Annotated in this window: 13 protein-coding genes; 5 read left to right on the forward strand and 8 right to left on the reverse strand. The window is 66.1% G+C overall.

What is annotated here, in order from left to right; translation table 11 throughout:
• The first annotated feature begins 170 nt into the window (after positions 1-170).
• Entirely contained in the window at positions 171-1,277 is a 1,107-nt protein-coding gene (pheA, locus tag IPM18_08190) for a chorismate mutase (protein MBK9119567.1), read from the forward strand.
• 72 nt (positions 1,278-1,349) lie between these two features.
• Here pheA and IPM18_08195 read toward each other — a convergent pair whose 3' ends face one another.
• From IPM18_08195 to IPM18_08215, 5 genes are all read right to left on the reverse strand, one after another.
• A complete protein-coding gene (locus tag IPM18_08195) occupies positions 1,350-1,877 on the reverse strand; it encodes a peptide chain release factor-like protein (protein MBK9119568.1) in 528 nt (175 codons plus the stop codon).
• A gap of 150 nt (positions 1,878-2,027) precedes the next feature.
• Entirely contained in the window at positions 2,028-2,918 is an 891-nt protein-coding gene (nadC, locus tag IPM18_08200; GenBank protein ID MBK9119569.1) for a carboxylating nicotinate-nucleotide diphosphorylase, read from the reverse strand.
• Between the two features lies 1 nt (position 2,919).
• Complete coding sequence (locus tag IPM18_08205; GenBank protein MBK9119570.1) at positions 2,920-3,720, reverse strand: enoyl-CoA hydratase/isomerase family protein; 801 nt, start codon at positions 3,718-3,720, stop codon at positions 2,920-2,922.
• A 31-nt stretch (positions 3,721-3,751) separates the two neighbouring features.
• The gene (locus IPM18_08210; protein MBK9119571.1) at positions 3,752-4,522 is read right to left on the reverse strand and encodes an enoyl-CoA hydratase/isomerase family protein; all 771 of its coding nucleotides are present in this window, start codon (positions 4,520-4,522) and stop codon (positions 3,752-3,754) included.
• A gap of 125 nt (positions 4,523-4,647) precedes the next feature.
• Positions 4,648-6,573 carry a radical SAM protein gene (locus tag IPM18_08215; GenBank protein MBK9119572.1) on the reverse strand — a complete coding sequence of 642 codons (1,926 nt, stop codon included), beginning with the start codon at positions 6,571-6,573 and terminating at the stop codon, positions 4,648-4,650.
• Positions 6,574-6,992: 419 nt separating this feature from the next.
• On the opposite strand from IPM18_08215, the gene IPM18_08220 reads away from it, so the two are divergent.
• The 3 genes from IPM18_08220 (at position 6,993) to IPM18_08230 (ending at position 11,747) form a co-directional block, all read left to right on the forward strand.
• Entirely contained in the window at positions 6,993-8,792 is a 1,800-nt protein-coding gene (locus IPM18_08220; GenBank protein MBK9119573.1) for an AbgT family transporter, read from the forward strand.
• A 98-nt stretch (positions 8,793-8,890) separates the two neighbouring features.
• Positions 8,891-9,292 (forward strand): F0F1 ATP synthase subunit epsilon, encoded by a 402-nt coding sequence (locus IPM18_08225; GenBank protein MBK9119574.1) that lies wholly within the window; start codon positions 8,891-8,893, stop codon positions 9,290-9,292.
• 151 nt (positions 9,293-9,443) lie between these two features.
• On the forward strand, positions 9,444-11,747 hold the full coding sequence (locus IPM18_08230) for a VCBS repeat-containing protein (GenBank protein ID MBK9119575.1): 2,304 nt from the start codon (positions 9,444-9,446) through the stop codon (positions 11,745-11,747).
• Positions 11,748-11,954: 207 nt separating this feature from the next.
• On the opposite strand, the gene IPM18_08235 is transcribed toward IPM18_08230, so the two are convergent.
• The 3 genes from IPM18_08235 to IPM18_08245 are packed head-to-tail and all read right to left on the reverse strand — an operon-like array spanning position 11,955 to position 14,523.
• The gene (locus IPM18_08235; protein ID MBK9119576.1) at positions 11,955-12,860 is read right to left on the reverse strand and encodes a metal ABC transporter permease; all 906 of its coding nucleotides are present in this window, start codon (positions 12,858-12,860) and stop codon (positions 11,955-11,957) included.
• Positions 12,857-13,672 carry an ABC transporter ATP-binding protein gene (locus IPM18_08240; protein ID MBK9119577.1) on the reverse strand — a complete coding sequence of 272 codons (816 nt, stop codon included), beginning with the start codon at positions 13,670-13,672 and terminating at the stop codon, positions 12,857-12,859. Before IPM18_08240 ends, IPM18_08235 begins: the two co-directional genes overlap by 4 nt.
• Positions 13,669-14,523, reverse strand: coding sequence for a zinc ABC transporter substrate-binding protein (locus IPM18_08245; protein MBK9119578.1), 855 nt, complete (start codon positions 14,521-14,523; stop codon positions 13,669-13,671). The genes IPM18_08240 and IPM18_08245 overlap by 4 nt, the downstream gene beginning before the upstream one ends.
• Before the next feature lie 116 nt (positions 14,524-14,639).
• Between IPM18_08245 and IPM18_08250 the strand changes: the two genes are divergently transcribed.
• A complete protein-coding gene (locus IPM18_08250; GenBank protein ID MBK9119579.1) occupies positions 14,640-15,251 on the forward strand; it encodes a methyltransferase domain-containing protein in 612 nt (203 codons plus the stop codon).

Consider the following 15,251-nt stretch of genomic DNA (forward strand, 5'->3'; position numbering starts at 1 on the left):
TTCCTCGCGGGGAGCGGGGGGGTGAGAATCTGCTGGATTGAATCCGCTCCCGATTGCTCCCCCATGGGGCGCGGAGTGTCGGGATAGCTGCCGAAGACCATTCGAGGACATGCTACGCAGGCCGGCCCCGTGTCCTGCAACAACCCGTACCCTCGCACCCTGGAAGCACCATGGCTGAGAGCGGCAATAACCCGGTCGAACCGCAGCTTTCGCTGGCCGAGTGCCGGCGTCGCATAGATGCACTTGACGACGAGCTCGTCCGGCTGATCAGCGAGCGCGGGCGCGTGGCCGCCCAGATCGGGCGCATCAAGTCCGCGGACGGTTCACCGATCTACGCGCCGGACCGCGAAAGCGAAATTCTGGCGACTCTGGCCCGCAAGAACCCCGGGCCCTTTCCCGACCGGGTGCTCGCCGCCATCTACCGCGAACTGATGAGTGGTTCGTTCCTGCTCGAGCGCCCGCTGCGCATCGCGTATCTCGGGCCACGCGGGAGCTATTCGCACATTGCCGCCAGCGGGAAGTTCGGAGCGTCGGTCGAGTACGTCCCCCTCACGGACATCGCGGTGATCTTCGACGAGGTGGAGCGCGAGCACGCCGACTTCGGCGTGGTTCCGGTGGAGAATTCCATCGCCGGCGGGATCGACGAGACGCTCGCCTCCTTTGGCGAGACGCGCGTCCGCATCTGTGCCGAAATCCTGCGCAAGATCCACCACAACCTGCTGGGACGCCACCCGCTTGAGCAGATCGAGCGGCTTTATTCCAAACCCGAAGTTTTTGACCAGTGCAAGTGCTGGCTGTTGGAAACCGGCCTGCTGGAGAAGTGTGTGCCCGTTGCCAGTTCGAGCCGAGCCGCCGAATTGGCCGCCAAGGAAGAAGGCGCTGCGGCCGTGGGCAGCCGCCTCGCGGCCGAGTTGTACGGCTTGCCGATCCTGCTCGAAAATATCGAGGATGACCCGAACAACATCACGCGATTCTTTGTACTGGGTCGCTCACAACCGCGCGCCACCGGCAACGACAAGACCGCGCTGATGTTCGCCACCGCCCACGAGGCCGGTGCCCTGGTGGAGGTACTGGACATCTTCCGGCGCGAGTCCGTGAACCTTGCGATGATCACTTCACGTCCGAGCCGGCGAAGGAACTGGGAGTACTATTTCTTCGTCGATGCGGAAGGGCACGCATCCGAACCGCCACTGCAACGGGTCATCGCTGCCGCCCGGGGGCGCTGCCCGGTGTTCACGGTACTCGGGTCGTTCCCGCGGTCCGGCGAGGCGTTCTAGGCACAAGGACGTTGTCGCGGTGTTCGTTGCGCGCGGCCCTGCGGTTGCGCTGGCATAGGGCCGCAGGACGCCTCAGCGCATCTTCAGCCCGGGCAGGCCCGCCAACTTGCGCAGCCGGTTCGCTTCGATCCACGCCTTCGGATGGTCCGCCAGGAAACGCGTGTAGCTCGAGGTCGTCACCCCCAGCGCCCCGGCAGCCGCCGGCACCTGGGCACCGTGCGCCGCCAGCGCATCCAACGCAAGCGCGAGTACCGCCCAGTACGCGGGATTCTTTTCGCTTACTTGAAGCCGCGCCGCCTTGATCTGGACGGACTCCGGCCAGCGCACCGCTTCCGGCAGGGGTTGCCGGATCCCTATCGCGATCGCTTCGCGCAACCGGAGGAGAGCGTTGGCCTTGTTCTGGTGCTGCGAGCGGCGTTCTTCCCCTGTCACCGTAAACCCGGTGGGGCGATGCACCAGGCGCACGGCGGAACTCACCTTGTTGCGGTGCTGCCCGCCAGGGCCACCCGTACGGTGAAAGTGCACGTCACATTCCCCGAGCAGGGCCTCATCCGGCCAGTCCAACCGAGCGCGGAGTACAGCCGGATCAAGCGGTGGCATGGCACCTTGGGAGGAGTGGTTCATCGGCAGGACTCCCGTAGGTTCGGTGCGGTACGAACTTGAAACGAAGCGCGCCGGGGAGGGGCATTTTTTTCTGCGGATGCTCGACTCTTCCCCAACTCCTCTCTGCAGGGGAGGGCTGGGAAAGCTCTACAGATCAAGGCCGATGTCGAGCGCCGCCACCGAGTGCGTCAGATCCCCGATGGAGATCCGGTCAATGCCCGTCTCCGCGATCGTGGCGACGGTTTCGAGCGTGATGCCTCCGCTGGCCTCCAGGGCGAGCTTGCCCCGTAGACTGTGGGCATCACGGTACTGTACGGCCGCCCGCAACTGCTCAGGTGTGAAGTTGTCGAGCAGCACGACATCGACCGCGGAAACTTGGCAGACCTCTGCGAACTGGTCAAGGCCGTCAACCTCAACCTCGATGAACTTGGGCGTGCTGCGCAGCCCCGTGAGCCAGTCCGTAAGGGTTTCGGCGAGTTCATCGAGCGGCACACCCGCGAGGTGGTTGTCCTTGAAGAGCACCGCGTCGTACAGGCCGTCACGGTGGTTACGGGCGCCCCCGATACGCACAGCATAGCGATCGAGCTCGCGCCAGCCCGGGAGTGTTTTCCGGGTGTCCAGCACACGAATCTCGGGGTTCACCGCCCGGGCCGCGACGACATATGCCTGGGTGTAGGTCGCGATGCCGCTCATCCGTCCGAGGAAATTCAACAGCGTTCGTTCCACCGCGAGGACCGCCGACAAGGCCCCGCGAACGGTTGCCACCGCGGTGCCGGCCTCGGCCACATCCCCATCGTTGAAACTGCGCGGTCCTGCCGGCGGGCCGAACTCCAGGGCGCGGCCGAGGCGCTTGCTGAACAGCTCGCAGATCGTCGGACCGAGTTGGAGGCCACAGAGTACACCCGGTTCGCGCGGGACGAGCCGTGCCACAACCTCCGCCGCCCCTTCGGGCAGCAGCGCCGAGGTGATATCCCCCTCCAGGCCGAGATCCTCCTCGCACGCAAGCTCAACCAGTTGGCGGGTGCGCTGCGACCACATATCACAACTCCTCGGGGGCTGGAAAACGCGGCGGGCGCTTCTCCAGGAAGGCGGCGAGGCCTTCTCGATGATCCGCCGTACGTGCCAGGGTGCTCTGAGCGAACGCCTCGCGCTCAAGCTGTTCATCGAGCGTGGCGTTCCACGCATCGTGCAGGGTGCGTTTGGTCAGGGCCAGCGCTCCAGCCGGGAGCCGTGCCAGCCGGCCCGCCAGATCGCGCGCCACCGGCAGCAGTTCATCTTCCGGCACCACGCGGTTGTACAGCCCCCAGTGCAGGGCTTCTTCCGCTGGCAGGGTTTCACCCAGCAGGCACAGTTCGGCCGCGCGGGCATACCCGGCATGTTGCATCAGCGTATAGGTGGCACCGCCGTCGGGCACGAGCCCAAGATGGATGAATGCCATCCGTAAGCCCGCTCCCGGCACCGCAACCCGCAGATCGGTTGCCAGCGCCAGACTCGCGCCAACACCGGCGGCAATGCCATTGAGCGCCGCGACCACCGGCTTCTCGAGTCCACGAATGCGCTGAATGAGTGGATTGACGACTTCGCGCAAATACGTGCCGAGGTCGCGCGGTCCCATTTCGCCCGCGAGTTGTCGGATATCCTGACCGGCGCAGAACGCCCGGCCTGTCGCGGTCAGCAGCACGCACCGGATCGACTCGTCGCGCTGCGCCGACCGCAACGCCGTCGCCAGTTCCAACCCCAGTTCCGCATCGAACACGTTCAGCCGATCGGGCCGGTTGAACAGGATGGTCAGTACCCCGCTCTCGACGGCCAGCGCCAGCGTGGTGAAGCTACCCGCCATCTGGTTCCCTTCTGCGCCGCGGCGCTGATTCTCAGCGTCCGGCGAACGCGGCTGGACGACGCTCCAGAAATGCCCGCATCCCCTCTTTCTGATCGTCCGTCGCGAAGAGCAGGTAGCAGGCCTGCCGCTCGTAGACGAGCCCTTCGCGCAGGGGCGTCTCGAAAGCCCGCTGCACTGCGGCTTTCGCGGCCCGAATGGCGAGCGGAGGTCGTCGGGCGATCTCGCGGGCGAGCGCGAGCGCCTCTTCGTCGCAGTTCTCGCGCGGCACCACGCGACTCACGAGCCCGAGTTGCAGCGCTTCGCGCGCACTGAGTGTCCGCCCGGTGAGAATCATATCCAGCGCAACCGCCTGCCCCACACACCGCGCCAGGCGCTGGGTACCACCCGCTGCGGGAATGATCCCGAGCCCCGTCTGTGGCAGCGCGAAGCGGGCCGTGTCGGCTGCGATCACAATGTCGCAGGCGAGTGCGAGTTCGCAGCCCGCCCCGACCGCGTACCCGGCCACGCCGGCCAGCACCGGTTTGCGCAGCTCGTGAAAAACGTCCCAGGCCCCGTAAGGATCGCGGGCCTGCATGTCGACGACCGATGCGTCCACGATTTCGGTGACGTCGAGCGAGGAGGCAAACGCCCGCGGGCCACCCAGCAACAGCAGGCAGTTCACCTGCGGGTGGCGGTCGAGTTGACGCAGTTCCCGGGCGAGTTCACCCATCAGCGCCACGGATAACGCATTCAGCGTCTCCGGACGATTGAGGCGGAGAACGCCGACACTGCTTTCGATTGTGATGAGCAGATCACCGGCCATGGTCGCATGGTACGGGGGCGCGCGCTGCGGCTCAATGCCGCTGGACGGCGCCCCGGCAGGTGTGACCCTGGGGCCAACTTGAGGCCAAGCCGTACACGTGAGTTGGGGCCAGCCGGAATGGATTCTCAGGTGCAGGGTGTTTGCGGTGCTGGGGCGGACTCGACCACACTGACGGGGGTGGGCAACAACTCAGCAATCGGCCGCTGCCGGGCCAGGGGCAACCCCACGGGTTGTGGCCCTTCCCGCGATTCGGCGGGTGCGCGCGGCAGGGCATGGACGGCGACGCTCCCATCCACCGCCCGCATAGGCAGCGCGCAAGCCGGAAGATCCGCATGTCGTCGGATATCGCCGCGCATGAGTCGCAAGGCCCAGCCGAAGGTGCGCCGAATGGTGCGTGTGAGCCCCCACATGCCGATGACCTGGACGGCGGCATCAGCGAGGTACAACCTGCTCTTGGGGCGCACCAGTGCCAGCAGGGCGCGCAGAGGGTTATAGAAGTACAGGTACGCGATCATGATGTTGAACTGCTTGCGCCAGGGCTGCGGGTGCTGCGACGCGACGACGTAATTCGCATCCAGCATATGGGGCTCGACACGCCGGCCGGCCGCGCTGGTATAGACAAGCCCGTCGCGAAACGCGCTTTCATAGGAGCGTGAGCCGGTCGCGGGTGTCATCATCAGCACCTGCAGACTGATGGCGCCGGCCTTGCGCAGCAGGCGGACCTGGTTCAGCAGCCCGTAGTTGCCGGTCGCACTGACCAGCGGCTGCGTGTCGTGATGCATCATCATGGGCATCGGGCAGATCCCATGGCGCCGGAGCAGGCCGAACGCCTCCGTGGTCTTGTTCACACTCTGGCCCTTATTGACCAGGGTGGCGGTCATGTCCTCGACACCGAGCCACAATGCCCGCACGCCCGCAGCGCGCACCAGCGGCAGGTGCTCACGCAGTTGGAGCGTGTCGTGGATCGTCACCTCGGTGCCCCAGCGTACTTTCTTCCGGATCGGTACGCCGTCGATTTCCGTCCGCGCAAGAGTCTCGACGATCTCCAGCGTGCGCTGCTTGTGGTTGAAGAAATTGTCGTCCGCACCAAAAAAGTACCGTAACCCGTACTCGCGGTTCAGCCGCACAAATTCGTCCGCCACGCGCGCCCCGCTCTTGACCCGGTGTTGCCGCTGGTTGTAGGCGGGGATCGGGCAGTAGGGGCAGTTGAATTTGCAGCCGAACGTGAGAACCAGCGAGGCAATTGAACTGTAGCGGCGCACCTGCTGTGGCGCGAGGGCCTGGCGTTGCAGGGTCGTTCCCCGGCTTGGCGGCTCGAGTAAGCGGTACCCGAGTGCCGGGTGCGGCAGCTCGTCGAGGTCACCCACCAGCCGCTGAATCCCCGTGTCGATCAGCTCCTCCGCCGCGCCGGTCGGTCCGGTGCGGGGGTACACGAGTCCGGGGATGTCGTCGAGCATTCCGCCGTCCCGGGCCCGCACCAACGCGGCGCGCAGTGACTCCTGCCGGCCACGCAGCTCGAGCAGGCGCTCGAGCAAACTGAGCAGGACAAACTCCTCCCCAGTAACGGCCACATCGGCCCCCCACGGCTCGCGCGGGTTCGCGCCGAACACGTCCCACGGCTCGTACACCACTTTGGGCCCGCCGGCGATGATCAGGGGGCGGTGCGCCGGGTCGATCCGGCATGCGGCGCGGATGAGTTGGTGGCAGGCGGCGGTGTGGATCTGCATGCTCGAGACGAGGAACAGGTCGGGCACGCGGCCGTCGAGCTGCATTTCGTCAGGACGGAAATTCGGGTTCCACTGCTGGAGAACGATGCGCGTTTTCGCGAAGCCGGAATCCATCAAGGCCGAACCGATCGCCCGCACACCGGCAGGGGCCATGCGCGTGTCGGCATAGATGAAGGGCAGCATGCGTGTGCGATGATCGAATGCACAGGCGATGACCGTGACCAGCTCGTGCTGTCGGGCAAGGAGGCGCAGCCGATCGCGCACACCCGTCAGGGCGCCCGCGGGACACAGTTCGTCACCGCGGTCGCGGCGAGGAAGTTCCATTCCAACCTTTCCGCCGCGCTCCGCCTCTCAGGGGTGGCTGAGAACCAGGCGCGCGCAGAGTACGTGATGCACTGCCTTCGTTCGCAGGAAGCATCCGTTTAACCTGTTCGGCCAAACACGCTGGGATTGTAGACGGACCGCTGCCATGCGTCGACCGGCGGGACGCCTCCGCGCAGAATCTTCCCAACCCTGCGTGCGTGCTCACCGATGGGTCATTCCGGCGCACGCGTACCGGCGTGGTGACGAAAAACTCTGGACTGTTCGTCCCGTGTGCCATGGCCAGCGCGCAGCCGGTGCGAGCGGGGCGGTTCTGCGGTTAGACTGCCCGACCGTCTTGTTGTGCTGCGGGTCCGCCCCGATCGATTCTATGGGCTGAAAACCGCGAAGTCGCGACCGCGAGTCGCAAGGTGAGGTGATTCATGGGCGCTAAGTCTCCGGGGGATGGTCCTGGACCACGGCGTGGGCTGCTCGATTGGATCGAGTGGATCGGAAACAAGTTGCCCGATCCAACGATGCTGTTCCTTGGTGGGGCGGCGGTGGTCATGCTGCTCTCAGCGGTCGCAGCTCAGCTCGACTGGTCGGTGCAGCCGCGGGTGTACCGGGCGACGTTTGACTTGGTGCTCGCGGAAGACGGTACTCCCCGCATCGACGAAGAGACCGGCGCGCCTCGAATTCGCCTGCGCGCAGACGAGCAGGGTCGGCCCATCCTGGAATTGACGGCCGACCTGCGGCGCGTGGAGCCGCAATTCCTGCCGGCGGAACATGCCGACGCCGTTGCCCCACCCCGGCGCGACGCGGCGGGCGAGCCCATCGTGGTGCTCACGGGCGAGTCCGGTGATGCGGAGGCCGCCCGGCCCCGCAGTCTCCTGACGAGCGACGGTCTTTTCTGGTGCCTGAAAAACATGGTGCCCAATTTTATGAATTTCCCGCCGCTGGGCGTGGTGCTGGTGGGGATGCTCGGGATCGGCGTGGCGGAAAAGACGGGTCTGCTGGCGGCGGCCTTGAAGGCGTTCGTGCAACTCGTGCCGGGGCCGCTGCTGACGCCGGCGATGATCTTTCTGGGCGTCATGTCGTCGTTGGGGGTGGATGCGGGGTACGTGGTCCTGCCGCCGCTGGCGGCGGCGTTGTACCTGTCGGTAGGCCGGTCTCCGCTGGTGGGGGTGGCGGCGGTGTTCGCGGGCGTGTCGGCGGGGTTTAATGCGAACCTGGTGGTGACGGGCCTCGACCCGATGTTGGCGGGCTTCACGACGATGGGCGCCCGGGTGTTCGACGCGGGCTACGAGGTGGCGCCGACGTGCAATTGGTGGTTCATGATCGCCTCAACGTTCGTGATCACGGCCGCGGGCTGGGCTGTGACGGCGTGGATCGTAGACCGCCGCTTCCGCGACAAGTCACCGGAGGATGGCGGTCCGCGGCGGATGTCGGCCGCGGAGGTCGCCGAGGCGCGCCACATTTCGAGCCGGGAAGCGCAGGGGCTGCTCTGGGCGGGGCTGGTGCTGGCGGTGCTGGTGACCGGCATCATCACGCTCAGCGTGTGGCCCCAATCCCCGCTGTACGGGGTCGATTCACAGAACAATTTCCCGCGCTGGGTAGCGGTGATTGTGCCGCTGATCTTCCTTTCGTTCCTGCTGCCGGGCGTCGTCTTTGGAGCCGTGGTTGGCAAGGTACGCAGCGGACGTGACCTTGCGGGGTTGATGCACGAGTCGATGTCCGGCATGGCGCCGATCATCGTGCTCGCATTCTTCGCGGCCCAGTTCATCGAGTACTTCCGGTATTCGCAGCTCGACCGCATGCTGGCACTGGCGGGCGGGCAGTGGCTGGCGGCCGCGGCATTGCCGTCCGCGTCGCTGATCGTGGCGTTCGTGCTGGTGACCGCGCTGTTCAACCTGTTCGTGGGTTCGATGTCGGCGAAGTACGCGATGTTCGCGCCGGTGTTCGTGCCGATGTTCATGATGGTGGGGATCAGCCCGGAACTGACGCAGGCGGCGTACCGGATTGGAGATTCGGCGACCAATGTGATCACGCCGCTGAACTCGTACCTCGTGATTGTGCTGGTGTACATGCAGCGGTTCGTCCCGAAAGCTGGCATGGGCACATTGATCTCGATGATGCTGCCGTACTCGGTCGTATTCCTGGTGACGTGGCTCCTGCTGCTGCTGGTTTGGCTTCAGTTCGGCTGGGATCTGGGTTGGCGTGGCCCGCTGACCTATACGCCATAGACGGGTGACAGAACGCACGGCCCGTGGCCCGCGTCTGCCGCCGGACTCCCCGAGCGGCTTGACGCGGCCCGGTTCGGACTCTACAAACAAGCACGCTCATGGCTGGTGAACGCAGTGTCCAACTCGTCGTGATCACGCCCGACCGCGAGGTGCTCAACACCGCCGCGGATTCGGTTGTCATCCCGTCCCATGATGGCGAACTTGGCGTCCTGCACGAGCGGGCACCACTGATGTGCGAACTCGGCATCGGACAGTTGCGGTATACCTTGGCGGGGCAGACGGCCGCGTATTTCATTGACGGCGGATTTGCCCAGGTGCTGCATGACCAGGTTACGGTGTTGACCAACCGGGCGCTCGCGGCCAGCGAGCTTACACCGGCCATCGTCGCGGCCGCTGAGCAGGCGGTGGGCACACACCCAAGCGGCACGCTGGAGGAGCGCGAGGGGCGGGAGCGGGCGCAGGCCCGTGTGCGGGTGATGAAGCGGCTCACCAGCGGCTAAGCTGGCACCCTGTGCCGGGACCGGGGTCTCTGCGAATTGTGACTTCCTGTCAGGGCCGGCTTCCCGGGTCGACGGGGTGGCCTACAATGCGCCCCAGCAGTATCGCGGTGGCGCGCCATGGGCGACCTTCCACTTAGCCAGGAGTTGCGGCATGCTGGTTTCCACTCTGCTGTTGCTTTGCTTCTACGGTGCCGTCGCCGATGAACCTGTCCTCACGGACGAACAGCGCAACGCATTGCCACAACATTTCGGCTTCGGCGAGATGCAAATTTACAAGCTCAAACCGAACATTCGCCTGCTGCGCGTCGCGGACCTTGACGGCGACGGCCGCAAGGACCTCGTGGTGTGGAACCAGACGCAGAGTCGGATCGAGCTCTTCTACCAGCCCGAGCCGGGGGTGTCCGTCGAGTTGGAGGAAACCGACGACGAGCTGAACCAGATTCCGAGCCGCGGTAACTTCCGGCGTGCCAACGTGCCTTGTGCATTCAACATCGTGGCCCTGGACGTGGGGGATGTGTCCGGTGACGGCCGGGCAGACCTGGTCGCCTTCACGGACAGCCGCGATCTCGCGATCATGCCCGGACTGGCGGACGGGGGCTTCGGCCCGGCCGAGCTGATCCGGGCGCGCGAGGGTGCGCCGAGCAACGGGGCCCTGACCCTCGGGGACTACAACGGGGACGGCCGCATGGATGTCGCGGTGCGCGGCGACCAGGCGCTGCTGGTCTTCCTGCAGCGGGCGGAAGGTGGCTTGGCCAATCCCATCCGGCTGGTGCATGGAATCGGTACGCCGGAGCTGCTGCTGACCGGCGATCTCAACGGCGACGGGCGTGACGACCTGTTGATCAGTTCAAGCGATGAGCGGTATGGCATGTACGTGAGTCTGCAATCGCCCAAGGGCATGCTGGCGGCGCTGCGCCCGGCGGTACTGCCGCCCTTCCGCAGCGTGACCGTGGTACCGCCGCGGGCCGGTGAGCAGGGCAGTGATGTATACGCCATCGAGCGCGCCACGGGCCGCTTGAAGCACTACCGCTGGGAGTTGCCGACCACGCTGCGCGGGGTGCGTGACTGGCCCCAGCAGATGCACTCCTATCCGATCAAGGGTACGAGCAAACGCCGGCCGCTGGCGCTCGGCGATATCGGCGGTGACGGCTTCATCGATTGTGTGACGGCGGACCCGGATGCGGCGCAGCTCATCCTGTTCCGTGGTGGCGCGGGCGGGCTCGGACCGGCGGTGACCTTCCCGGGCCTGATGAAAACGAATGACATCTGGGCGGTCGACCTCGACGGAGACGGGCAGGCCGAGGTGCTCCAGGCCAGCGCGGAAGAGCGGATGATCGGCGTATCGCGGTTCGAGGATGGCCGGCTGACCTTCCCGGCACCACTGGCGACGCGTGGCCGGCCGTACGTGGTCACGGCCGGGGCGCTGCGGGCGGGTGCGCCGGCCGACCAGATGGCGTACGTGTCCCGGAATGAAGATGACGATTATGAGCTGGTGCTGCGGCCGCTCCGGGGTGAAGGCGAGGTCCCCGAGACGGTGCTCCCGATTGTGGATCTGGATGACGAACCCGCCGGCGTCCGCTTTGTAGACCTGGATCAGGATGGGCGGAGCGACCTGCTGATCTTCGTGCGGTTCAATGCGCCGCGGGCCTTCCTGCAGCAGGCGGACGGTACGTTCGCTGCGCTACGGGGCGCGGAAACGCGTGACTGGCTGGTGAAGGAGGCGGAGCCGTTCGGGTTTGCCACGGCCGATGTGAATGGCAACGGGAAGCTGGAAGTGCTCTTCGCACAGGAGAAGCTGGCGCGCGCGATGGTGGTGCAGAACGGGCAGTGGACTGTCGTGGATCAGTACAACCCGGAGGTGGCGGATGCGCGTATCCGCGGGCTGGCGGTCCTGCCGGGGGACGATGGTCAGCCGGTTCTGGTGATGTACGAGCAGAAGGGGCGCGATCTGCTGGTTTTTCGCCAGCGGGCGGACCACACCTATGCCGTGGCACAGAGCATGCCCGTAGGCAGTTTCGACCTTGCAGCGATGCTGACACTGCCGATCGGTCATGACGGCGGCCGGGTCGGGGTGGTTCTGGCCGATCCAGACAAGCTTGCGGTGCTGGTGCCGGACGAGAACGCACCTACGCTGGTCGAGAAGCACACGTACGAGACCGACTCGCGCGACGCGTGGTTGGCGGACTCGGCGGTTGGCGATCTGAACGGCGACGGTGTGCGTGATCTGGCGCTGCTGGACTGGGGCAAGGCCTCGCTGGAAATTGTCACGACGCTTCCTGATGGTGGCATGGTGAAGGCAGCGCGGTTCCAGGTGTTCCAGGGGCGTCGTTTCTCACGGGCGCCGGACTCACGAGCCGAGCCGCGCGAATTGCAGGTTGCGGACGTAACTGGTGATGGCATCGCGGATATCGTGATCCTGGTGCATGACCGGTTGGTCGTTTATCCAGGGCAGTGAGCGCGTGGGAATGGCTCGTGGCATGCCCGAGGAGGTACTGAATCGCCCTGGCAGGAAGCGTGGTCGCGCGTGGCTTTAATGGGTGTCGCGGCGACTTGATCTCATGCGCGGTTGGGGGGGCTGCCTCTGCGGGGCAGGTTCACGGGCATGTGCCCGGTTCCACGGGATGCGTTCCGCACGGCTGGCGCTGTGTTGCGCTACCCGTGGCTACAACCCGGCGCCCCTGCCGGGGCGAAGATCAGCGTGGCCCGAGGCCGACGGCGATGCTTGTCCGGCCACCACGCGACGCCATCCCCCCGCCAGCACCACCAGCAGCGACGAGAAAATCACGATTGTGGCTCCCACCGGCCAGTCGAGCACGGCCGCGATGGCGAAGCCACCGATGCTGACCACGGCCCCGAAGGTGATCGCCAGCAGGAGGATACGGTCGTGCCCGCGGGCGACCTGCATCGCCGCGACGGCGGGGTTCGTCACCAGACTGTAGATCATCAGCCCGCCGACAGTCTGGAAGTTCACCGTCAGCACGGCGCTGGTCAGTACCAGGAACACCGTCCAGATTGGGCCCACGGGAATACCGGCCGCAGTCGCGACTTCGCGCGAGAACATGAGGGCTCGCATTTCCTTGCGGAACAGGACGATGAAGACGCCCAGTACACCACCGACCAGTAGCATCAGGCGCACATCCTGCCAGCGGCACAGCAGCAGCGAGCCCCACAGGAGACCGCGCACGACATCCTGGTCGGGCCGGCCGCTCGCGCTGTAGAGTGAAATGCCTAGAAACGCGAGTCCGAGCGATAGCGAGAACAAAACACCGATGAGGATGTTGCTGTCGAAATGGACCCCGCGCCCCTCGAGTCCGCCGAGGGCCAGGGCCGTCAGTGCCGCCGCCGCCAGCGCCGGCAGAAGCATCCACGGGACCTCGAAGCCGCCCACCACGAGCGAGCCCTGCACGCCCGCGAGCAGGGCGAACACGGCACCCGCAAGCGCCGCATGGGCAACACACACCGCGAGGAACGGAATGCGCAGCGCCACGACGTAGATCCCGAGCAGACCGGAGGACATGCCCGAGAGCACGCCGCCGGCGAGAATCGGCCACCAGAAGGGATCGATCATGCGGCCGGCTCCTCGGACCACTCGCCGGTTGGCAGGACGGCGAAACGCCCGTTGCGCTGCGCAACGGTGAGTCCCGGACCGTAGAGCGCGGCCACCAGTTCATCGGTGAGCACACCCTCTGGCGTGCCGGTGGCATGCACGCGCCCCTCCGTGAGCACGACCACGCGCGTGCAGCAGCGCGGGAGCACCTCCAGTTCGTGGCAGACAAGCAGGATGCTGGGGCGCTGCGTTGCGTAGAGCGCGTCAAGAGTTGCGACGATGCGCTCACGCCAGCCGAGGTCGAGGTAGGCCGTGGGCTCGTCAAGGACAAGCAGTTCCGGCTCCTGCACCATGGCCCGCGCGAGCAGCACCTTGCGCTGCTCGCCCCCCGACAGCTCGCTGTAGGACGCGCGCGCAAGTGGTGCCAGGTCAAGCCGCGCGAGCCAGGTTTCGACGTGGGCAGTATCCGTACGATTGAGCGCGCGCAGCAGGCCGCGGCGCCCCGTGCGGCCGATGGCCACGATTTCACGCACGGTCAGTGGCATGTGACTGGTCGTGGGCGGCTGTTGCGGGACATAACCGATTCGGCAGCGCAGGCGGGCCCAGCCGAGTGTACCGAGCCGGTTCCCGTCGACGCCGAGAATCCGGACCGAACCCTCGGTCGGCCGCCGCAGACCGAGACACACCTTCAGCAAGGTTGTCTTTCCGGCACCATTCGGCCCGAGAATGGCTGAGACTTCACCCGTTGCGACCTTCAGTGTTGGGATGTCCAACAAGGTACGCCGCCGCGCAGTGACCCGCAGAGTGTGCAGTTCCACCGCGGTGGTGCTCATGAGCGCTCCGTTGTAGTGGCTGTGAGGAGCCGCTCCACGTTGGCCCGTACAAGTTGCTCGAAGCCCGTGCCGGGATTCGGCGTGTCTGCGGGGAAGTTGTCGAATACCACCACCGGTACCCCCAGGCGTGTTGCGAGCGACTCTGCGAGTCGGACACCTTCCGGACGGTTGGCAATCACGATTTGTACAGGGGCCCCACGCTGGAGAATGGCCTCGATCTCGTCGATGCCGGCGGACTCAGCGCCGCGAAAACGGGCTGACACGGTGAGCCCGAGATACTCGCAAAAAGCCGCCTGGTGATAGCTGGTGACGATCGGGGCACCGCTCAGGCCCGCGCGCTGCAACTCCTCCCGCGCCCAGGTTGTGAGTTCGACGAGCCGTTCCTCCAAGTGTCGTAGCCGTGCGGCCGCGTGGTCGGCCGTCAGCAATCCGGCGCGCTGCAAAGTGTCCGCGACTTGGCGGCTGACCGCCGCAAAGCTACCTGGCTCACACATGCCACCGGGGATTGTGATCGTGCCGAAGACGACCGTTGCATCATGGGCGTTACGGAGCCGTTCTTCCAGGCCACGCTGGAAGTCGAACCGCAGCAGGGCCCGCGCACCGCGAATCTCGCGGAGTTGCTGGGGGCGCAGATCGAAGTGGCCGGGGCAGGTGCCGGGCTCGGCGAGTCGGATGATCCGTAAATCGCTGCTGAACTGGGCCACCGCCGCTTCGAGGTACGAATTGGCGACAGCAACAACTGGACGGGCATCATCTGGGGATGGGCTGTCGCCACAACCGGACAGAGCCAGAGGGCAGAGCAGGAGGAAGCAGTGGGTAAACGTGGTGCTGCCACGCAGCAGGTATGGCATCGTGTGACCCATCCCGGTGCCGCACAACCGCTTGACAGCCGCGCGGCGCTTATTACAACCTGTATTTACGTAACACTGACAGTGTACCCTCCGGGGGTGCCATCGCGAAGGGCATCATGCTGAACCTCGATCCCCGCATCGCCTTCTTTGATCAGGCCGCCGCGTCCTGGGATACCGCGGGGCCCCCGCATGCCGCGATCCTATCCCGCCTGGCGGGGTTGGCGCCAGAGTTGGGGCTGGCCCGCGGACAGGCGGTGCTCGAACTGGGGTGCGGCACCGGACAGGTGACGGCTTGGCTAACTGAACAGGTGGCACCAGGGGAGGTGACAGCGGTCGACTTTGCGCCGGAGATGCTGGCGCGGGCCCGCGAGCGCGGCGGCGCGGCACAGTACCTCTGCGCGGATGTGTGCATCGCCGACATCGGCGTCGCCCGGTTCGATGTGGCTTTCTGCCTGCACGTGTGGCCACACATCCGCGCACGCGGGGCGGCGCTGGCGAACCTGCGACGGTCCTTGCGGCCAAGCGGGCGGCTGATTTTGCTGCATTGTGACAGTCGGGAGAACATCAACGCGTTTCATGCGGGGTTGCCGGGACCGGTGCGGCACGATTTGCTGCCGGACGAGCCAGTGGTACGAGGAGAGCTCGCAGCGGCGGGGTTTACAGTGCAGACGTGGCGCGAGTCGGAGGACCTTTACCTGGTGATCGCCAGGGCGCTGCCAATGTCGTAA

The sequence above is a fragment of the Phycisphaerales bacterium genome, assembly GCA_016716475.1.
Lineage (GTDB): Bacteria > Planctomycetota > Phycisphaerae > UBA1845 > Fen-1342 > JADJWG01.